General features: G+C 70.7%; 19 protein-coding genes. 6 read left to right on the forward strand and 13 right to left on the reverse strand.

Annotated features, from left to right (window positions below):
- Positions 1-15: 15 nt before the first annotated feature.
- Positions 16-486, reverse strand: coding sequence for a hemerythrin domain-containing protein (locus tag KIF24_RS17750; protein WP_221085012.1), 471 nt, complete (start codon positions 484-486; stop codon positions 16-18).
- Between the two features lie 145 nt (positions 487-631).
- On the opposite strand from KIF24_RS17750, the gene KIF24_RS17755 reads away from it, so the two are divergent.
- The 3 genes from KIF24_RS17755 (at position 632) to KIF24_RS17765 (ending at position 5346) form a co-directional block, all read left to right on the forward strand.
- Complete coding sequence (locus KIF24_RS17755; RefSeq protein ID WP_407939929.1) at positions 632-1027, forward strand: VOC family protein; 396 nt, start codon at positions 632-634, stop codon at positions 1025-1027.
- 78 nt (positions 1028-1105) lie between these two features.
- Positions 1106-2470, forward strand: coding sequence for an Nramp family divalent metal transporter (locus KIF24_RS17760; RefSeq protein ID WP_221085014.1), 1365 nt, complete (start codon positions 1106-1108; stop codon positions 2468-2470).
- Between the two features lie 59 nt (positions 2471-2529).
- The gene (locus KIF24_RS17765) at positions 2530-5346 is read left to right on the forward strand and encodes an AfsR/SARP family transcriptional regulator (RefSeq protein WP_230416568.1); all 2817 of its coding nucleotides are present in this window, start codon (positions 2530-2532) and stop codon (positions 5344-5346) included.
- Between the two features lie 199 nt (positions 5347-5545).
- Here the strand turns inward: KIF24_RS17765 and KIF24_RS17770 are convergent, their stop codons facing one another.
- From KIF24_RS17770 to KIF24_RS17795, 6 genes are all read right to left on the reverse strand, one after another.
- Positions 5546-5746, reverse strand: a complete 201-nt coding sequence (locus tag KIF24_RS17770) for a hypothetical protein (protein ID WP_221085016.1) — start codon at positions 5744-5746, stop codon at positions 5546-5548.
- A 490-nt stretch (positions 5747-6236) separates the two neighbouring features.
- Positions 6237-7256, reverse strand: coding sequence for a methyltransferase (locus KIF24_RS17775; RefSeq protein ID WP_221085017.1), 1020 nt, complete (start codon positions 7254-7256; stop codon positions 6237-6239).
- Positions 7253-8413, reverse strand: coding sequence for an aminotransferase class V-fold PLP-dependent enzyme (locus tag KIF24_RS17780; RefSeq protein ID WP_221085018.1), 1161 nt, complete (start codon positions 8411-8413; stop codon positions 7253-7255). The genes KIF24_RS17775 and KIF24_RS17780 overlap by 4 nt, the downstream gene beginning before the upstream one ends.
- The gene (locus tag KIF24_RS17785; protein WP_221085019.1) at positions 8410-9675 is read right to left on the reverse strand and encodes a tryptophan 2,3-dioxygenase family protein; all 1266 of its coding nucleotides are present in this window, start codon (positions 9673-9675) and stop codon (positions 8410-8412) included. Before KIF24_RS17785 ends, KIF24_RS17780 begins: the two co-directional genes overlap by 4 nt.
- 68 nt (positions 9676-9743) lie before the next feature.
- The gene (locus tag KIF24_RS17790; protein ID WP_221085020.1) at positions 9744-10448 is read right to left on the reverse strand and encodes a tryptophan 2,3-dioxygenase family protein; all 705 of its coding nucleotides are present in this window, start codon (positions 10446-10448) and stop codon (positions 9744-9746) included.
- 300 nt (positions 10449-10748) lie between these two features.
- The gene (locus KIF24_RS17795) at positions 10749-11732 is read right to left on the reverse strand and encodes an NAD(P)-dependent alcohol dehydrogenase (protein ID WP_221085021.1); all 984 of its coding nucleotides are present in this window, start codon (positions 11730-11732) and stop codon (positions 10749-10751) included.
- A gap of 110 nt (positions 11733-11842) precedes the next feature.
- Between KIF24_RS17795 and KIF24_RS17800 the strand changes: the two genes are divergently transcribed.
- Positions 11843-12556 (forward strand): TetR/AcrR family transcriptional regulator, encoded by a 714-nt coding sequence (locus KIF24_RS17800; RefSeq protein ID WP_221085022.1) that lies wholly within the window; start codon positions 11843-11845, stop codon positions 12554-12556.
- A gap of 88 nt (positions 12557-12644) precedes the next feature.
- On the opposite strand, the gene KIF24_RS17805 is transcribed toward KIF24_RS17800, so the two are convergent.
- The 4 genes from KIF24_RS17805 to KIF24_RS17820 form a co-directional block, all read right to left on the reverse strand.
- Entirely contained in the window at positions 12645-14345 is a 1701-nt protein-coding gene (locus tag KIF24_RS17805) for an NAD-binding protein (RefSeq protein ID WP_221085023.1), read from the reverse strand.
- 149 nt (positions 14346-14494) lie between these two features.
- A complete protein-coding gene (locus KIF24_RS17810) occupies positions 14495-14707 on the reverse strand; it encodes a helix-hairpin-helix domain-containing protein (protein ID WP_331461181.1) in 213 nt (70 codons plus the stop codon).
- Between the two features lie 392 nt (positions 14708-15099).
- Entirely contained in the window at positions 15100-16053 is a 954-nt protein-coding gene (locus KIF24_RS17815) for an NAD(P)-dependent alcohol dehydrogenase (protein WP_221085024.1), read from the reverse strand.
- A 182-nt stretch (positions 16054-16235) separates the two neighbouring features.
- On the reverse strand, positions 16236-17069 hold the full coding sequence (locus tag KIF24_RS17820; RefSeq protein WP_221085025.1) for a helix-turn-helix transcriptional regulator: 834 nt from the start codon (positions 17067-17069) through the stop codon (positions 16236-16238).
- 143 nt (positions 17070-17212) lie between these two features.
- Here KIF24_RS17820 and KIF24_RS17825 point away from each other — a divergent pair, with 143 nt between their 5' ends.
- Together KIF24_RS17825 and KIF24_RS17830 are read left to right on the forward strand one after the other, a co-directional pair.
- Positions 17213-17992 (forward strand): NAD(P)H-dependent oxidoreductase, encoded by a 780-nt coding sequence (locus tag KIF24_RS17825; protein WP_221085026.1) that lies wholly within the window; start codon positions 17213-17215, stop codon positions 17990-17992.
- Positions 17993-18128: 136 nt separating this feature from the next.
- Positions 18129-18521, forward strand: coding sequence for a YybH family protein (locus KIF24_RS17830; RefSeq protein ID WP_221085027.1), 393 nt, complete (start codon positions 18129-18131; stop codon positions 18519-18521).
- On the opposite strand, the gene KIF24_RS17835 is transcribed toward KIF24_RS17830, so the two are convergent.
- Together KIF24_RS17835 and KIF24_RS17840 are read right to left on the reverse strand one after the other, a co-directional pair.
- Positions 18420-19022: a YciI family protein gene (locus KIF24_RS17835; protein ID WP_230416575.1), complete on the reverse strand. Its 603-nt coding sequence runs from the start codon at positions 19020-19022 to the stop codon at positions 18420-18422. The two genes, KIF24_RS17830 and KIF24_RS17835, sit on opposite strands and share 102 nt — an antisense overlap.
- Before the next feature lie 156 nt (positions 19023-19178).
- Entirely contained in the window at positions 19179-19892 is a 714-nt protein-coding gene (locus tag KIF24_RS17840) for a VOC family protein (protein WP_221085028.1), read from the reverse strand.
- Between the last annotated feature and the right edge of the window lie 112 nt (positions 19893-20004).

The following is a 20004-nucleotide window of genomic DNA, read 5'->3' on the forward strand; positions in this document are numbered from 1 at the left end:
GCCGGCCCGGGTCGCTCACAGCGGGCCCAGGACCTCCTCGGCTGGCGCATCCAGCGAGAGCGTCTCGAGCACACCGAGCAGCTGACGCTCCTCGTACCGGAAATGGCTCTCCATGATGGCGGCGACGCCCTCCAGGTGACGACCCAACTCGGCGACCGGTGCGGCCCGATCGACCGCGGCCTGCAAGCCGGCGAGCAGGTGCGTGATCATCGAATGGTCCTGGGTGAGGTGGCGAAGCACGGGCTCCAGCTCGGGGTGGACCGCCTTGATCGCCGGGAACAGGGTGTGGTCCTCGCCCCGGTGGTGCCCGTCAAGGGCAGCGCAGAACCCATGGCAGTACAGCAGCAGGTCACGGGTGGCCGCCTCGCCGGACCGGCCTTCGGCAACCGCACCCCGGGTGAGGTCGAGCGCCTCGCGCAGGCGCGCGTGCACCTGGCGAAGCTCACGGCTCCAGGCGATGAGCCTGGTCGTCTCGCGCTCAGTCACGCGAAGACGAAGGATGCGACGTCGACATCGTCGGTCTCCCTCGGTCGGGCGCCTCCATGCCTGGCACGGTCTGCCACCGGCACGCGACGCTAGCCGGAGCGTAGTCCTTCGAGATCAGCTGACGAAAGACCCCACGTACGCTGCGGTGGTGCAGATCGACTTGGTTGCCCTGATCGTCGACGAGTACGACCCTGCGATCGCGTTCTTCACCGACGTGCTCGGCTTCGACCTCGTCGAGGACTCGCCATCGCTGACAAGCGACGGTCGGCCCAAGCGGTGGGTCGTCGTCCGGCCGCCGGGCGCCCAGACCGCAATTCTGCTCGCGCGCGCCGACGGAGAGCACCAACGTGCCGCTATCGGCAACCAGGTGGCCGGCCGAGTCGGGTTCTTCCTCCGCGTCGATGACTTCGGCGCCGCTCATCGGCGGATGGTCGAGGCCGGTGTCGTCTTCGTCCGGGAACCGCGGACCGAGCCCTATGGCCGGGTCGCGGTCTTCCTCGATATCGCCGGAAACCGGTGGGACCTGCTCGGCGCCGCCTGACGTCGCCCGGTTGCCTGCCGAGCGCCCGCGGGTAGGGGAAGACCCAGCAGGGGTGACGGCGATCGAAGGGTACGGGTGATGCACGAGGCGTTGGCCAGTGATCGGGAAAGAGAGAGGGTGGTGCCGGAGCCGCCGACCGGACGCGCCAAACTCGGCTATATCGGGCCCGGCGTGCTCTGGGCGCTGGCCGCCCTGGCCACCGGCGAGCTGCTGTTCACGCCCCGAGTCGGCGCCCAGTACGGGTACGCGTTGATGTGGGCGTTGATCGCGGCCCTGGTGCTCAAGCTCTTCGTGACCCGGGAGATCGGGCGCTACAGCGTGGTCACCGGTCGGCGGTTGCTCAGCGGAATGGCCGAACTGCCCGGCCCGCGGGGATGGGCCCTGTGGATGATCCTGGTGCCGCAGCTGGTGGTCGGCGTCGCGGCCATCGCCGGTATCGCAAGCGCCGCGGGCAGCGCTTTCACCCTGGCCGTACCCGGTCCGATCGAGCTCTGGACGGGGGTGGTCATCGCGGCGGCGGCCAGCCTGGTGCTGCTCGGCCACTACACCGGGGTGGAGTGGGTGTCCCGGATCATCGGGCTCCTGCTGGCGGTCGGCGTCGTGGTGGCCGCCGTACTCGTCGGGCCCAGCCTCGGAGAGGCCGCATCCGGTGTGGTGCCCACGGTGCCGGAGGATCTCGTGGTCGCCGACATCCTGCCCTGGCTGGGCTTCCTGTCCAACGGCGCCGCCGGGCTGATGTGGTACTCGTACTGGGTCGTGGCGAAGGGGGTGGGCGTCGGCGCGCTGGACCATCAGGGCCACCTCGACCCGCGGAGCCTGGATGCCGGCCAGGTGGCCCGGGTGCGCCAGTGGCTGCGGACCATGACGCTCGACTCGACGTTCGCCGTGGTGGGCGTGGGGATCATCACGGTCGCGTTCCTCATCCTCGGTGCGGAACTGCTGCGTCCGGAGGGCATCGTGCCCGCGGAGTCCGATGTCGCCCGCGACCTGACCACACTTTTCAGTGAGGTGTTCGGCAGCGTCGGGTTCTGGCTGATGGTGGTGGGTCTCATCTCGGCCTTCTGGACGGCCACACTGACCAATATCGACGGCTGGAAGCGGCTGTACACCGACGGCATCCGCAAGGCACTGCCGTCCCACCTCGCGCAGGGGCGGTGGGCCAGCCCTGCGGTCATCGGTCGGGTTGCCGTCATCGGCTGGCTCGCGGTCCTGCCGTTCGCGGTGTTCGTCCTCTTCGGCGACCCGGTGGGACTGCTCACCGTGGCGGGGTCCATCGAGGCCGTGCACATCCCGCTGGTCGCGGCGCTGGTCCTCTGGCTCAACCGGCGTACGCTGCCGTCCGCCCTACGGGCGGGCTGGGCGGCCAGCACGCTCGTGGTGATCGCGATCGTGTTCTTCGCCGGCTTCGCGGCGTACTACACGTGGCAGCAGGTGTCCGGCTAGGTCGAGCCCGCAGCCGTGCCGGATACCAGCGGCAATCCGGTACAACTGGACAGGTGCTTATGCGTTTTGATCTTCTTGGTCCGCTGGTGGTCTGCCGCGGAGACCGACCGGTTTCGCTGGGCTCGGCGAAGCAGCGCCTGTTGCTGGCGGCGCTGCTGTTGCGACCGAACGAAGCAGTCGGCGCCGACGAGTTGACTGCGGTGTTGTGGACCGACGATCCACCCCCATCAGCGGCGGCGAACCTGCGCACCTACGTGCGGGGGTTGCGGCGATCGCTGGGTGACGGCGAGTCGTGGGAGGGCATATCCGCCTCGGCTGGCGGCTACCGGCTCCAGGTGGGGCCTGACGAGCGGGATCTGGACCGGTTCGACGCGGCCGCGGCCCGTGGCCGGGACGCTCTCGCCGCCGGAGACGCGGCCCGGGCCGAGGACGAGCTGGCAACCGCCGTCAACATGTGGCGTGGGACGGCCTTGGCCGATCTGCCGCTGGGCCCGCTGCTGGCCCGGCGGGTCGGGCAGTTGGAGGAGCGGCGGATGGCCACCGAGGAGGACTTCGCCGAGGCGATGCTGGCGCGCGGCTCGTCGGCCGAGGTGGTCCAGCGGCTACGTGTCCTCCTCGACCGGCATCCGCTACGGCAACGGGCCTGGGGCCAGCTGATGCTCGGTCTGTACCGGATGGGAGATGTGGCCGGCGCGCTGGACGCGTTCCGGCAGGCGCGGCAGGCGCTGGCCGAGCAGACCGGTCTGGATCCGGCACCACAGCTGACCCAGTTGCACAACGACATCCTGCACCACCGCCCGAGCCTGGCCGGATCGGCGGCCGGTCCGGCCGGCCCGGGCGGGCCGGTACGCGACGCCGCGCTGCCGGACCCGCTCAGTGGACGACCCGAGCAGCTGCCTCTCGCGGTGCCGGAATTCGTGGGCCGCAGCGCCGAGCTCGCCAGCCTCGACGCGTTCCTGGACGACGGGGCGCCGGGCCCGGCGACGGTGGCCATTGCCGCCGTGTCCGGGATGGCCGGGGTAGGCAAGACCACCCTGGCGCTGCACTGGGCACACCGGGTGGCCGGGCGCTTCCCCGACGGTCAGCTCTACGCGAACCTTCGCGGGTACGACGAAACCGACGCGGTTTCCCCGGCCGACGCCCTGCTCGGCTTCCTCGAGGCGCTCGGCGTGCCGCACGCCCGGATTCCGTCCAGCATGGCGGCTCGGACCGGGGTCTATCGCAGCCTGCTGGCCTCCCGTCGGATGCTCGTGGTGCTCGACAACGCGCGCGACTCCGCCCAGGTACGCCCGCTGCTGCCCGGCGCCGGCAACTGCGTGGTCGTGGTCACCAGCCGCGACCGGCTCAGCGGCCTGGTCGCTGCGGAGTGCGCCGCACCCCTGACGCTGGACGTGCTCACCGCTGACGAGTCGATGAGCCTGCTGGCCGGCAGGCTCGGCGCCAACCGACTCGGCGCAGAGCCGGCCGCGGCTGCCGATATCATCGCCGCCACCGGTCGACTTCCACTCGCCCTGTCGATGGTGGCGGCCCGCATCGCCACGCACCCCTCGTTCCCACTCGACGCCTTCGCCACCGAGTTGCACGCGGCCGACGCGAGACTGGACGCCCTGGCAAGCGGGGACGCGCGGCGCGTCTTCTCGTGGTCGTACCTGGCCCTGAGCCGGGACGCGGCACGACTGTTCAGACTGCTGGGGCTGCACCCGGGCCCCGACCTGACCGCCGACACCGCCGCCGCGCTCGCCGGAGTGTCCGTACCGGCCGTCGGACCGCCACTGCGTGAGCTGACCCGGCTGCACCTGTTGACCGAACACGTGCCGGGCCGGTACGCCTTCCATGATCTCCTCCGCGGCTACGCAGCCGAACTCGCGGACTCGTCGGAGCACGCCGACGAACGGCTGTCCAGCCGGCACCGGTTGTACGATCACTATCTACACAACGCCTATCCGGCCGCCTTGTTGCTCCAGCCACAGTGGGCGCCCATTGACCCGTTGCCCCCGCTGCCGATGCACGTGAGCCGACCGGCGACCGATCACGACACCGCGCTCGCCTGGTTCACGGCGGAGCAACACGTGCTGCTGCGCCTGGTTCTCCAGGCCGCCGAGACAGGATTCGAGGCGTACTCCTGGCAGATCGCCTGGACGCTGAACACGTTTCTCGCACCGCGCGGTCTCTGGCAGGAACAACTCGCCACCCAGCAGGTCGCGCTCGCGGCCGCGGAAAAGATCGACGACGTCGCCGGACAGGCCGCGACCAACCGGCTGCTGGCCCGCGCGTTCACCCGACTCGGCCAGCACGACACCGCCGAATACCGGCTGGGACGCGCACTCGAACTCCACGAACGCCTCGGCGATCCGACCGGCCAGGCGCAGACCCTGCACAACTACTGCGAACTCTGCTACCTGGGCGGTCGGCTGGACGAAGCGCTGACGCACGGCCGCGAAGCGCTGCGGCTCTACCGGCTGGCCGGCAACGGCGCCGGGGAAGCACGGACGCTGAACGCGATCGGCTGGTTGCACGCCAGCACGGGCGACTACGCCCAGGCCATCGCCAGCTGCACGGAGGCACTCGCCCAGCAACAACGCAGCGGCGACCGCAACGGTCAGGCGGCGACGCTGGACAGTCTCGGCTTCGCGTACGACCGCCTCGGCGAACACGGACGGGCGCTGAGCTGCTACGAACAGGCGATCCAACTCTTCCGCGACTCCGCGGACCGGTACCACGAGGCCGAAACCCTCATCCGGCTCGGTGAGACGCGAGAGGCGATGGCCGACCTGCCGGGTGCGGCTGCCGCGTGGGAGCGAGCGGCGCAGATCTACGACGAACTGGGCGATCAGGCCGCCGGAGACGCCCGCCGCCGTCTTCAACGCCTGGGCTGATCCTGTGGTCGCCGGAGGCGCCGTAGTGTGACCCCGAGCCGGGGTCACCACCCGAGATCAGCGATGGTGGCAGGGCGGGCATGAGTCATGCCCGCCCTGCGCACCCGGCCAACTGCTACCTCCGCGCCAGGAAGAAACCCCCGGCAATGAGATTCACACCCCGGCTTTGGAGCCGGCTACCGCACATCGCCCGAACTGCTCAGTACGGCGGAAGGTAGTTGGTCTTCGTGATCCCGGCGTGCTTGCTCGAACTCACGATGCGTTCCCCCTTCTTGCAGGAGGCGTTGGACGCGATGCTGCCCACGCCGCGCCAGAAGCCGTAGCGGTAGGTCGCCTTCTTCGTCGTCGTGTTGGTGCAGCGGGCCCAGGCACGGTAATACCCGCTGCCGGACTTGCACACCGCGGCGTTGCTCTGTGACCTGACTATCTGGCTACAGTTGGACGGCAGCGCCTGGGCCGGGGCCGCCGTGACGGTGATCGTGCCCACGGTCGTCGCGGCCGCACTATCAGTCCCTTTACCGGCCCCTTCGAAGGGCCTACTTGATCAACGATCGTCGCGTTGCGCAGCGTAGGAGACTCACCTCAGTCACACAAGTGAAGCCGGCGCAGGTGACGGCGCCCACGCCTCAGGGCGGAGTCCGCGCCGATCCGGCGGGCCACCGCCAGCGGGCCCCCGACCAGCACGCATTCGTCTGTCGCGACCATCGGCACGGAGAACTGCGGGTGATCGGTCCCCCGATTGGATGTTCGACTGGTTCCGGTCATCGGTTGAACGCGGCGCGGCCCGGGTGAGCCCGTCCGTGGCGGCGGCGGTCTCCGGCAGGGCCGCCGGTGGGCGGCACGGAGGCGTCCAGCGCCAGGAGACATCCGCACCGCATCAGGTGGCCGGCTCAGGTCGGCTTGTAGGCGGTGACCAGCTCCCAGGTGCCCGCAAGCACTGCCACGTGTTGGAAGCCGACCTCGGTGAGCAGTCTGGTGTAGAAGTCCACCTCGCGCAGGCGGCTGACGCTGCTGTCGACGCCGATCAGGAAGTAGCTCCAGAAGAACTGCATGGCCAGCCGGTCCGGAGTGCGGAACTCCTCGCAGATCAGCAGCAGTCCGCCCGGCGGCAACGCCGCGTACGCCTGCTCCACCAACTGCCGGGCCACTGCGTTGGGCCAGTCGTGCAGCACCCGGACGAACGAGAGCGCGTCGTACCCCCGCGGCAGCGGCTCGGCGAAGAAGTCGCCCCCGACGAAGCCCAACCGGTCCCGGTGACCACGGGTGGCCCCGGTGGTCGCCACCAGCGGCGCCACCGCCGGCAGGTTGTACACGTCGGCCCGCAGGGCCGGCGCCACGTCGAGGATGTGCGCGGCGAGCGTGCCGTCCCCGCCGCCCACGTCCAGCAGGCGGTGCCGATCCGACCAGAGGCGGCCCGCGTGCCGACGCACCGCCGCTATCGCCGGCCCCAGCCCGAGGGCCATGCTGCGCTCGAACTCGGCGGTCTGGGCGGCCGTCTTCGGTGGCCAGGCGAAATCGTCGTCGATACTGACCTCGCCGCGCAGGCCCTCGGCCAGTCGGCCGTGCAACTGCCGCCAGGGATAGCGATCCCGGTCCCGCTCGATGGCGCCCGGGCCGACGACGGCGTCGACCGCGTCGCGCAGCCCCGGCACGGCCCGGTAGCTGGTCGCGCCGATGTCGTCGGCGGGCTCGTCGCGGATCAGCAGACCGAGGCTCTCGATGCAGTCGAGGAACTTGTACAGCCGCAGCGGGAGCACCCCGAACTGGCTGGCCAGCGCGTCGAGACGGGCGGGTCCGGGCTCCAGCGCGTCGAGCAGTCCCAGGTCGAGCGCCGTTCGCAGCACGTCCATGGCCTTGGGCCCGTTGGCGAGCAGGCTCAGCAACGCCCGAGGCGAGAGGGTCACGCTCACCGGTGCAGCTCCTTCTCCAGCGCGTCCATGAACGACTCGATCTCGTCGAGGGTGTTGTAGACGTGCGGGCCGACCCGCAGGTAGCCGCGCCAGCTACAGATCACGCCGCGGGCGGCCAGCCGCTGCTTGACCCCCTCGCCATCGGGGACGTCCAGGCACACCACCCCGCCGCGGGTCGCGTCGGTGGGGCTGACCACCACGATGCCGGCAGTCCCGGCTCGGTCCAGCAGCCGTTGGGTGAGCGCCAGCGAGTGCCGCCGGATGGCGTCGACACCGACTCCGGCCAGCAGGTCCAGACCGACCTGTGAGACCAGGCTGGTGAGCGGGTACGGGGTGCCGCCGGCGAATCGGCGCACTCCGGCCGCCCACCCGGTGGACGGCCGGAAGGTCAGCGCCCGGTCACCGGCCTGCCAGCCGGTGGCCGCCGGGGTCAGCTGTGGCACCAGATCTGGCCGGACGTAGAGGAACGCGGTGCCGACGCCGCACAGCCACTTGTGGGCCCCGCCGATGACGATGTCGACGCCGAGCGCGGTGACGTCCAGCGGCACCACCCCGACGGTCTGGAAGGCGTCCACCACCACCAACGCGCCGACCTGGTGGGCGCGGGTCACCAGGCGGGCCAGATCGACGGTGGCGCCGGAGGTGAAGCTGGCGTGCGGCACGCACACCAGCAGCGTGCGCTCGTCCAGCCGCGCCTCCAGGGCGTGCTGGTCGAGTTGGGGGCCGCCGGTGCCGACCACGTCGAGCTCGGCGCCATGTCGGCCGTACGCCCGGAAGATGAACGGCACCGTCGGGTATTCCAGATCCGTCACGACCACCCGGTTGCGGGGCGGGCGGTAGTCGAAGCAGGATGCCACGCGGGCGAGGAAGGTGCTCAGGTTCGCGTCGGTGAGCACGCTGCCCGGCGGCGCGCCGAGGAGTGCGGCCACCGAGTCGGCGTACCGGTCGAGGCCGACGTGCCAGTCCTGCCACACGCCGTCGCGCCAGGTGCGCAGCGTCTCCCAGTAGTCGTGCAGCACCCGTTCGGCACCGCTGGGTACCGCGCCGGTGGAGTTGCTGTTCAGGTAGACGCAGGTCTGCAACAGCGGGAACTCGGCGCGTAGTGCGGCATGCGTGCCGGCGTCGAGACACCGGGGACGCTGCTCGGGCGGGCTCACGCGAGGCGCCCTTCGCTGCGGTCGGCCGCAGCCGGTTCGGTGGTCACCGTGGTGAAGACCGGCGCGGTGCTGACCTGCGCCAGGTATGGCGTGCCTTCGGTGTAACCGGTGCCGGAACGTGAACCGAGCATCCGGACGGCCACCCGGTGATGGGCGCGTCGCCACTGTGCCAGGGTGCCGGCGAACGCGGCCATCCGCCGCGCCACGAGGGAGTGGTCCGCACCGGTGAGCCGGCCGTCGGAGACAGCCGACGAGTACGCCTCGTCGACCGTCGGCTGGCCACCGCGTACCCGGGCCCGCACCTCCGGCACCGACCGGTAGGCCACCGAGTCCAGCCGGTCCGCTTCCGGGGTCCGACACAGCGACTCCACCAGTTTGTAGGAGCGGGACTGGATCGCGCTGGCCCCCTCGGTGTACTGCCGGAACGTGCGGAACGACACCGGCTGCATGGTGGCCAGCAAGGAGAAGAGCGGGGCTGCGGCGCGCAGCAGGTCAGCCGCGTACCCGAGCCGGTCGGCCGCAGCGCCGGGCGCGTCCCCGGCCAGTACGGCGACCGTCGAGCGAAGTTCGTCGGCGACCCCGGCGAAGAGGCACTCGTAGCCCTGGAGCACCCGCAGGAACAGGTACTCGTCGTGGGTGACGTAAACCGGCAGCATGCTCCACCGCAGCGGCGGATCCGCCGGGGAGGCGAGGTCACGGGCGACGGCGTGCAGGCCGGCGGCGGCAGTGGCCGGGGTGTCCCCGCCGACCGCCTCGGCCAGGCCGAGGCGGGCCAGCGCGGGAGCGGCGGCTCGGACACCCAGTCGGCAGCGCTTGGCGACCACCGCCGGCCCCGGTCGGTGCTGCGGCAGGAACCCGGTGGTGCGCGCGGCGGCGTCCAGTTCGAAGGCCAGCGTGTCGGCGATCAGGCGGACGAGGAGTCGGTCCCGGTCCCGGCGCCCGGCCGCGGCCTGCGCCGCCGGGGCCGGATCGTCCACTCCGCGGGGCAGTGGGAGCAGACGCAGGGCCAGGTAGCTGCGGTAGTCGTAGCGACCGTCCCACTTGTCGAGTGTGACGTCGAGGAAGTCGGTCAGCAGCCGTGTCGGCGCGTCGTCGCAGGCCGGTGCCCGGCTGGCCACCCTCGCCCGGGCCTCGTCGAGCAGGGCCAGGAAACTCTTTTCGACGAAGTGTTTACCAACCCGATGAAATTCGTGCAGGACCGCCGAGTAGGGAAAGCTGGTCGGTCCGGCCGTGCCGGACACCCAGTGAGCCAGAGCACGCACGTGCCACCCCTCGGAATTGACGAAACGGACCGCAGTCGGAGGTCCCGGCTTCGCTGCCGAGCGCATTTTCAGGCTTTGTCAATGCCGTTTTCTTCGGCGGTGGATTGCGTTCGCGCCTGCCACAGCTCAGGGAAGAATCGGTGTCCGGCGAGTTTGGCCAGCATCGTCGTCGGGCTACCCGACGCGTCGGCCGGAGGGTGCCCCCCGACCCGGAGAGCCACCTGGTAGTGGCGGGTCCGCCACAGCGACACCCGTTCGTCCCACTCCACCATCGCCTCGGCGAGCCGATGCAGCGGATCCGACAGGTCCGCCGGGCACAGGTCCGCCGCCGGGACACCCCGGTCCGCAAGCTGCCTGTCGAACGCGCGGCCGAGTTGCCGGCTGGCCGACTGGACGTGCCGCCAACCCGGCGACTCGGCGCCGGAACCGTTGCCGAAGGCCGGCTGCATCGCTTGGAAGTCCACTGGGGACAGATATCGGAACATCTCGAGCTGATCGGTGATCAGCCGGACCGCGAGCGTCGCCCGGACCAGCAGCGCCTCGGCGGGCGGCAGCTCACCGGCATCCAGCCGGGCGGTCGCCTCGGCCAGTTCCGCCGCCGCCAGCTTCAGCCACAACTCGGCGGACTGATGCACCACCTGGAAGAGCAACTCGTCGCGATGGATCACCTCGCCCGACGATCGTTGCAGACCCAGCAATGTATCCGTCCGCATATAACGCGCGTAGTCCGTGGCGCCGGGACCCGGCAGGACAGGCGAGTGGTTATGTTTCACGGATCGACCCTCCGGTCGGCGCGGGCACACCGGCATCAGCAATGCGTTGGCGGCAATCATCCAACGACAGACAGCAATGCGCTACCCCTTGGTCGCAGTAAGTTTCGAAACTTCCCGTGAGCCCGAGATTGCCATCACCGCACCTGCCCCGGCAGGCCCGCGAAACGGGATCGGGCACTCGCGCCGCTCAGGCGCTGCGCCGACTGGTCGCCCAGTTCCGGGTGGCCCATCGGGCGTCGTGCCCATTCGGCGACGACCCCGGCCATGGCCGGGGTCGTGGTCGTGGTGGCGGTCGGCAGGTCAGATGGTGATCACCACTTTCGCCCGCGCGTGTTCACCTTCGAGGTACCGGATCGCTTGCGGCACCTCGTGGAGCGGATAGGTCCGGTCGATGACCGGGACGAGGCGGCCGGCCTCGGCGTGGGCGCGGAGCGTGTCGAGGTGTTGCCGGCTGGGTGCCGTGGCGAGTGCGACGATGCGGTGCCCGACGACGGGTGCCAGCAGTCGCCCGCGTGCGATGAGCCAGATCGGGCCGACGAGACTGCCGCCGCGGTACACGCCGCCGCCGGAGAGCACCAGCGTCCCGGTTGGGGTCAGCGCCCGCCGGAGCGCGGTGAGTGAGCGGTTGCCGACCAGGTCGAACACGACGTCGTGGCGGCGGGCGTGGTGGGTGAAGTCGTCGCGGGTGTAGTCGACGACGTGGTCGGCGCCGAGGGAGCGGACCAGGTCGACGTTACGGGTGCTGCACACGCCGGTCACGGTCGCGCCGAGCGCCTTCGCCAACTGGACGGCCAGGGTGCCGACGCCGCCGGAGGCCCCGTTGACGAGGACGTGGTGGCCGGGCTCGACCTGCCCGACGTCGCACAGCCCCATGAGCGCGGTGACGCCGGCCAGCGGCAGGGCGGCCGCCTGTTGCGGCGTCAGGTTCGCCGGCTTCGGCGCGACCAGAGTCTCGGGCACGCACACGTACTCGGCGAACGCCCCGTTGGCATCGCCGAGGTCGCCGAAGACGGCGTCGCCCGGGCGTACCTGTCGAACGTGGCTGCCCACAGCCTCGACCCGGCCGGCGAAATCCCGGCCACGGACCCGCGCCCGGGGCCCTGACCGGCCCATCGCCAACCGTGCCAGCCATGGATCGCCACGCATGGCATGCCAGTCGTACGCGTTGAGCGCGGCGGCCTCGACCCGCACGAGCACCTCGTCGGCGGCCGGCACCGGCGCGTCGATCTCCGCGAGCGTGAGTGTTTCCGGCGGGCCGTACCGGTCCTGGACGATCGCCTTCATTTTCCCTCCCCTGGTGTACGCCGTACACCTCCTGGGAAACACCGTAGGTGTACGCCGTACACCTGTCAAGACGGTTATGGTTCTACCGCCGCCGGAAGACGAGGATCGAGATGGCTGAGCAGGCCGAGACGCTGCGCCGCGCGCCGCTGAGCAGGGACCGGATCCTGCACGCCGCCGTCGCGCTCGCCGACGAGGCCGGGATCGACTCCCTCAGCATGCGCAATCTCGCCCAGGATCTGGGCGTCGTGCCGATGGCCCTCTACAAGCACATAGCCAACAAGGACGAACTGCTCGACGGCATGATCGACGTGGTCGTCGGCGAGATCGACCCGCCCGTGCCCGACGCCGACTGGAAGCACGCGGTCCGTCGGCGCATCCTCTCGGCGCGACAGTTGCTGCAACGCCACCCCTGGGCACCGCTCGCGATCGAGTCGCGGAACATGGCGACGCCGGCCGTCCTCGCCTACCTCGACTCGATGATCGGGACGCTGCGGGCCGGCGGATTCTCCGCCGACCTCGCCCACCACGTGATGCACGCGATGGGAAGCCGGATCCTGGGCTTCAGCCAGGAACTGTTCGACGCCTCCCGCCGCGCCGGCCGGTCCGGCACGACCAAACCCACCCCGCCGGCGGCCCTACCACCGGAGATCGCCACCAGGTTCCCGCACCTCGCGGAGATCGCCGAAGCGGCGTCCCACGACGACGCGTCGGTCGTGGGACCGGGTTGCGACGACCAGTTCGAGTTCGAGTTCGCGCTGGACCTGCTGCTGGACGGCATCGAACGGCTGCAACAGCAAGGCTGGACCTCGGCACACCGCCGCTGAGCTCGCGGGCTACCGGTCCGCGCAGACCGTCCCGCTCTTCGGCGACCAGGTCTCGCCGATCTCGTCCAGCGCACGACGATCAACAGACTCACTCGTACGGGACGATGTGTGGCAGCGCGTCGGGTCGGCCCGCCGCCTCCACCATCAGCCGGGCCAGCCCGGCCCGGGTCGCCACCACCGTGATCTTCTCGCCGGGGCGCAGCCGCCGTCCGTCCGCGACGGTCGCTGGCAGCTGACTGCCGGACAGGTTGGTCAGCCGCAGCAGCCATGCCTCGCCCGGCCGGCGCAGGTCGCCGACGGTCATCCGGGCCAGCAGCGAACGCTCCCCGACCGTCGTCTCGGCGACCAGCAGGACCCGGCGGGCGACCGGGATCGCCTCCAGCTCGTGGCCGAGCATCCGCGCCGCGAACGACGGTACGGCGAGGTAGCTGACGCTGCGGGAGATGGTGAGGTCGAAGGCGCGCTGCACCTGGTCGGCGAAGTCGCCGTCGAAGAGCCGCAGCACCACCCGCAGGTCGGCCCGGACGGCCCGACCGACCAGCGCGGTCTCCAGGTTGGTCACGTCGTCCGAGGTGAGTACGACCAACGCCCGGCTGGTCGTGACCGAGGCGGCGAGCAGGGTCTCCCGTCGGCTGGCGTCCCCGATGAGCAGTGGAATCCGCAGGTCCCGGACGGCCGGCACGCCGCGCGCCTCCGCCGACCGGTCGATGGCGATCACGTCGACCCCGAGGGCGTGCAGGCCCTCGACCACGTGACTGCCAACCCCGCCCAACCCGACCACGATGACGTGCCCGCTGGCTCGCCTCGGCAGGGAGCCGTCCGCCACCTCCAGCCGCACCTTGATCACCGCGTCCACCACCGCGCCGGTGAGCAGCGGGATCAGGGCGATGCTGGCGATGGTGAGGGCAACCAGGGTCACCTTCTCCACCGGGGTGGCGCTCGGGTCGACGTCCGCACCGCCCAGGGTGGCGAGGACCGCTTCGAAGAACGCCTGCGACCAGGTGGTCTCCGGCCCGTTCAGGGCGAGTACGGCCGCGGCGGCGAGCAGCAGTCCGAAGAAGATCCCGAGAACCAGGCGGATCCGGCGCCAGACCCGGCCGGCGATCGTCCCGAGCGGATACCGGTGGGTCGCCGGGCGGCGACGCGGCACCTCCGGCCGCCAGGGTGCCACCACGGCCAGAACCAGGTCGGCGGCGTGCTGCCGGGTTGGCAGCACCTCGGGCTCGTCCCGGTCACGGGTGATCGCCAGACCGCAGACCACCTCGTGGTCGCGCACCTCGCCCCGGTCGGCGACGAACATGGTGCCGTCGCGCAGGCCGTGCCGGGGAGTCGCCTGGCCGACGGCGGCAGAGACGAAGGCCGGTGCGGCCAGCGCACCGTCGGAGAGGACCGTGCAGTACGGCAGTTGATCGAGCCCGCGACTCAGGCCGGTGTTGAACATCCGGACCACGATCCGCAGCGTCGGGTGCAGGTCATGGGCCTGCAGGGCGGCCTCGATGTTGGCGACGTCGTTGCGGTCGACCAGGGCCAGCGCGTCGGCCGCGCCCAGCTCGGCCGCCTGGTAGGCGTCGACGTCCGGCCGCTCCGCCACGATGCACCGTACGCCGGGCAGCCGGGCGATCCGTCGACCGTAGCGCGACGTCCGTGACCGCAGGATCACGGTCACCCCGCCCCCGTGCCGGTTGGCCAGTTCGTCGGCGAGCCGGTACGCCAGGCTGTCGTCACCGCAGATGACGAAGCGGCGGCGTCCCTGCGCCTGGACCGGCGACCCGGCCCCCGCGACCTCCACGCCGCCGAGCGTATCGAACCCCGCCACCCTCCAGCGTTGCACACATCACACGGATGCTCCCCCGACCCGTCGCTTGGCCCGACCGTGGTGAGCCAGCTGACGGCGGGCCGTCGCGACACAGACCCGCGCTGATCGTTGGCCGATTGCCGTCAGTCGGCGAAGGCGAGACCGTGCTCGGACAGCGCCGCGGCCAGGATGCCGACCGCCTTCGGCCCGACTCCGTGCAGGGCCAGTAGATCGCGGCGGCTGTGGCTGGCCACGTGCGCGAGCGTCGTGATGCCGGCTTCGAGCAGGGCGCTGTTGGCTGGCCTCCCGATCGGAGGCAGGTCACCGATCTGTGCAGGCACATGGCGAGTACTCACGCGATCACGATAGTCCGGCGTTGGCAGCGATGCAGGTCCAGGCAACGACCGCCGGTAGCTCCTGCATGCCGGTGCTCACCCCGAGTACCGACCCAGAACGTGGAGCGGAACCGGCGGGACCGGCGTGCCCGCCCACTCGGCGATCCGGGCGCGGAAAACGCCGGCCTCCGCGATCTCGGGCAGCGGGTTCGGTGCGTCGTCGGGAAGCTCCAGGCGCGTGGCCGAAGAGACGCGCCACTTTCTCGACCGCATCCACGCCAGCGTTCCCCTGGTCGTCAACGGGATGGTCGGCGCCGTGATCGCACCAGGCGGCCACCCACTGGCGACGATCCGGTTCGAGGTCCGCGCTGGCCTGATCACCCGGATCGAGGTCGTCAAGGCGACGCGGCTGGTCAGTTCACGCTCACCACGACCTTACCCAGGACGCGTCCCGCACCGACGTGGGCCAGTGCCTCGGGCACCTGGTCGAGGGTGAAGGTGCGGTCGATGTGGATGCCGAGGTCACCCGCTACGCAGAGATCCGCCACCGGTTCGAAGTGTGTCGGCCCTTCCCTGACGGCGAGCACGCCCAGCCGGCGGTGCGTGAGCCGACCGGCCACCGAGCCGATCGTCAGTACGCGTAGCAGCGCCGGGACCGACCCGCCGACGCACCGGTACCGGCCACCGGGGGCCAGCGCCCGGCGGTAGGCGAACACCGACCGGTGCGCGACCAGATCGAGGATGAGATCGTACGGGCCGCTGCGGGTGAAGTCCTCGCTGCGGTGGTCGATCACCCTGTCCGCGCCGACCGACCGCATGAAGTCGAGCTTGCCCGCGTTGTCGACGCCGGTCACCTCGGCGCCGAGCCGCTTGGCCAGCTGAATCGCGAACGAGCCCGAACCGCCCCCGGCACCGTTGATCAAGACCTGTTGCCCGGCTCCGGCGCCTTCGGTCCCCTGCCGGGCGATCACGCCCGCCTGCGGAATCGTCGACGCCTCGGCGAAGGTCAGTGCCGAGGGCTTCCGGGCCAGCGCCGATTCGGGGGCGACCGCGTACTCCGCGAAGCCGCCCTTGAGCATGAGGTTGTCGCCGTACACCTCGTCACCGGGCCGCAGCCCGCTGACGGCCGGGCCGACCGCTTCGACCCATCCGGCGATGTCGGAGCCGAGTGTCCGGCGTGCCGGAGAGCGCAACCCACCGATGCGCGAGTACAGCGGCGAGCCGCGCAGGGTCTCCCAATCACTCAGATTGACCGAGGTCGCCGCGATCTTGACGAGCACCTGCCGGGCAGCCGGAGACGGCTTGGGAAGATTCTCGATCCGCAACACGTCCGGAGACCCGTAACGGTCGTACACGACCGCTCTCATCGGCGTACCCCTCACCCTCTGGCGGAAGGAGGCCATTCGCGTTTCCGGGCGCCTCGCGTCTTGGTGTATCACGCCGAGCCAAACGGTCACCGACGAGAAGCACCGCCGACCCTCCCGGCCCGATCGGCGACGGCGCGCGGCGTACCCACGCCTCACCGCGGACGGCGGCCGTGCCCGAGCCGTCAGGGCGGCACGACCGGAAGCGCCCAGCCGTCACCATGGAGCGCGCCCAGCAGGCGCAGGCCGTCCTCGGTGGGGCTCCCGGGTGCCGCGGACAGCACCAGCAACTCCATGCCCGACTCATCCGGCAGTGCGAAGTTCTCCTGGTGCAGTTCCAGCAGTCCGACCAGCGGGTGCCGGTACGCCTTGCGTCCATGGGTGCGGGCACGCACGTCCGCGCGGGCCCAGAGGCGACGGAACCGCTCGCTGCCCATTGCCAGCTCGCCGATGAGCGAGGCCAGGCGCGGGTCGTCGGGGTATTTGCCGACGGCCAGGCGCAGGTGCCCGACCACGTCGAGGGTGCAGGTCTCCCAGTCCGCGTACAGCCCGCGCTCGGCCTCCTCGAGAAAGATGTGCCGGGCGGTGTTCAAGCCCGGCAGCTGGCGACAATAGAGGAGCCCGGCGAGGCGGTTCCCGGCGACCACGTCCAGGCGGTGGTCTATGATCACAGCGGGCGCGTCGGCGATCAGGTCGAGTACGCGCAGCACCTCCGGTCGCGGGCGACCGCTGGGCGACGGGGCGCGGCGGCGGCGCTGCCGGGCGAGCCGGTACAGGTGCCCGCGTTCGGTCTCGTCGAGGTCGAGGACCCGGGCGAGCGCGTCGAGGACCTGTTCGGAGGGCTGGGTGGCGCGGCCCTGCTCCAGGCGTACGTAGTAGTCGACGCTGACCCCGGACAGGTGCGCGACCTCTTCGCGGCGCAACCCTTCGACGCGGCGGCGGCTGTCGGTGGGGATGCCGGCCGAGGAAGGGTCGACCCGCGAGCGCCGGGTACGCAGGAAGCCCGCGAGGTCGTCCATGCCTCCAGTATCGCTCCGGCAAAGCAGGTGAAGGTGGTCCTGCCGTTACCAGGAAGTCCTGTCCAACGGAAGAGGCGTCCCTGAACGACGCGGCCTCGACGACCGAACATCCATGGCGACGCACTTCACCGAAGGGAGCAGCCATGAAGACGCTCATCGTCTACGCCCACCCCGAGCCGCGCTCGCTGAACGGCTCGCTGAAGGATCTCGCCGTGTCCACCCTCGAAACCGCCGGGCACGAGGTGCGGGTGAGCGACCTGTATGCGATGAACTGGAAGGCCGCGGTGGACGCGACGGACTTCGGCGGGTACGCCACGAGCCCGCTGCAGGTGGCGCGGAGTTCGGGCGGGGCGTACGACGCCGGCGCGCTCACCCGCGACGTGGCGGCCGAACAGGAGAAGTTGCTGTGGGCCGACACGGTGGTCTTCCAGTTCCCGATGTGGTGGTACACGATGCCGGCGATCCTCAAAGGCTGGGTGGACCGGGTGTTCTCATACCACTTCGCGTACGGCGTCGGCGTGCACGACGAGACCCACTACGGCGAGCGTTTCGGCGAGGGGACGCTACGGGGACGGCGGGCGATCCTGTCGGTGACCGTCGGAGGCCCGGAGTCCCACTACACCGATCGCGGGATCAACGGCCCGATCGAGGATCTACTGTTCCCGATCCACCACGGGATCCTGTACTACCCGGGCGTGGAGGTGCTGCCGCCGTTCGTGCTGTACGGCGCCGACAAGATCACCGACGATGGCTTCGAGAACGCCGCGAAGGTGTGGCAGGAGCGGCTGCTGTCGTTGGAGACGACCGAGCCGATCGCGTTCCGCCGCCAGAACTTCGGTGACTACGAGATCCCGTCACTGCGGTTGAAGGAGGGCCTGGAAATGCCGGGCCGCAAGGGTTTCGGCCTGCACGTGCGCGGTTAGCCGTCGACGAGGAACAGCATGAGGCGCGCCGGTGGCGGACCGCACGGACGAAGCGGTGGAGGTGGAGAGACGAGCGGTACCCGGCGGCCGGCCGGTTCCCGCCGCCGGCCGCCCGCTGGATGGCAGGGTGTTGTCCATGGACAGGAAGCAGGTCGACGATTGGATCGCTGCCTACGAGCAGGTTTGGCGGACGCCGGGCACGGAGGCGCTGGTCACGATCTTCACCGAGGATGCGGGCTATCAGCAGGGGCCGTACTGGACGCCCGTCGTCGGCCTGCCGGCCATCGCCCGGATGTGGGAACAGCAGCGCAAGGGCCCCGACGAGGTATTCCAGATGACCAGCGAGATCGTCGCGGTCGACGGCGACACCGCGGTGTCGCGCCAGGAGGTCCGCTACGGCGACCCGGTCGACCAGGAGTACCGCGACCTATGGATCATGCGATTCGCTGACGACGGACGTTGTCGGTCGTTCGAGGAGTGGCCGTTCTGGCCGGGACAGCAGCCGGCCAACCCGCCGGACGGGTCGTGACCGGGGAACTCGCCGTGGCTGTCGGCGCGGTGGCTTTCTGCCACCACCCCTGACTCGCTCTGGTGAGCCCGGCAGCGTCCGGATCTGGTCGATGTGCGGATGTGTGCTGGCCCGGGGGTCGCTTGAACCGAGACGTACGATCGTGAGGTGCGATCTGCCGGGCCGGTCCGCGTCGGTGTACCTGCCTGGGACATCGCGGTCCCGGTGCGGCCGGGTCGGCTGGCGGACCTCCTGTGCACAGCGGCAACTGGCGGCGATCCTGGCAGCCCACGCCAGCGCCTCTTCGGGTGAGGCCACGTCGACGACCACGAACCCGCCGATGACCTCCTTGGTCTCCGGGTAAGGGCCGTCGATGACCGTCCCGTCCGTGGCCACGACGCTCGCCCGCTGCCGTTGCAGTCCGGCGCCGAACACCCACACGCCGGCGTTCACGGCCTCCTGGACCACCGCGTGCGAGGCCTTGCCCACGTCGGGCCAATCCTCGTCGGGGATGTGGTCCATCGCGCCGTCGCTGAACGAGATCAATTACCGGGTCATCGCATGGCTCCCTTGTCCCGGCGACCTCCTCCGGCCGCCTGTCACCTGTTCTACGAACGACTCGCCCCGTATTCGACGCTATGCCGAAAGATCGTCCGGACGGGCGCGGAAACCGGTGCGCTACCGGATGAGGCAGAACGGGTGGCCGGCCGGGTCGGTGAAGACCCTGAAGCGTTCGGTGTCGGCGCTGCGGCGGCGGGCGCCCAACTCTACTGCCCGGGCCTCGCCCGCGTCGAGGTCGGCGACGAGGAGGTCGAGATGGGCTTGTTGTGGGTGCGCCGGATCCGGCCACCGGGGCGGGTTGTAGGCGCTGACCTGCTGGAACATCAGGCTCCTACCGCCCCCGGCGATGAGCGCGCCCTCGGGCCCGTCGTAGGTGATCTCCATAGCGGTGAGGTCGGCGTAGAAGCGGGCCAGGGCTGATGCGTCGGGGGCGTCGATGGTCACCGCAAACAGCCTCATCACCGGGCCGACGCCGTCCGCCTGGCAGAGATCGAATGGGTGACCGGCCGGGTCGGCCAGTGTGATCCAGGTAGGGCCGTCGGCCAGCCGGACGGCGCCGAGGGCGACTGCCCGCTCGGCCTGCGCCTGGGGATCGCCGGTCTGCAGGTCCAGGTGGAACTGCTGGGGGTGCTCCTGCCCGGGCCACCGCGGCCCGACATGGTCGGGTGCGCGCTGAAACTCGACCTCCTGACCGTCCGGGGTCCGGACGCCGAAGCGGTCAGGGTCCTGACGGACGACGTCCCAGCCGGTCAACTCGGCATAGAACGAGCCGACCCGGTCGATGTCCGCCGCGTCGAAGATGGCCAGGTCCAGACGAGCTGTCACGGTCATGGCCACATCCTGCCCCAGCCCACCGACACGAACCCCTCCGCCACCTCCAGGACACGGCGAGCGCACAGACATCCCAGGAGCTTGAGCAGCCGCGCCGGGTAGTCGACGGCGT

This window comes from Micromonospora tarapacensis (assembly GCF_019697375.1).
Lineage (GTDB): Bacteria > Actinomycetota > Actinomycetes > Mycobacteriales > Micromonosporaceae > Micromonospora > Micromonospora tarapacensis.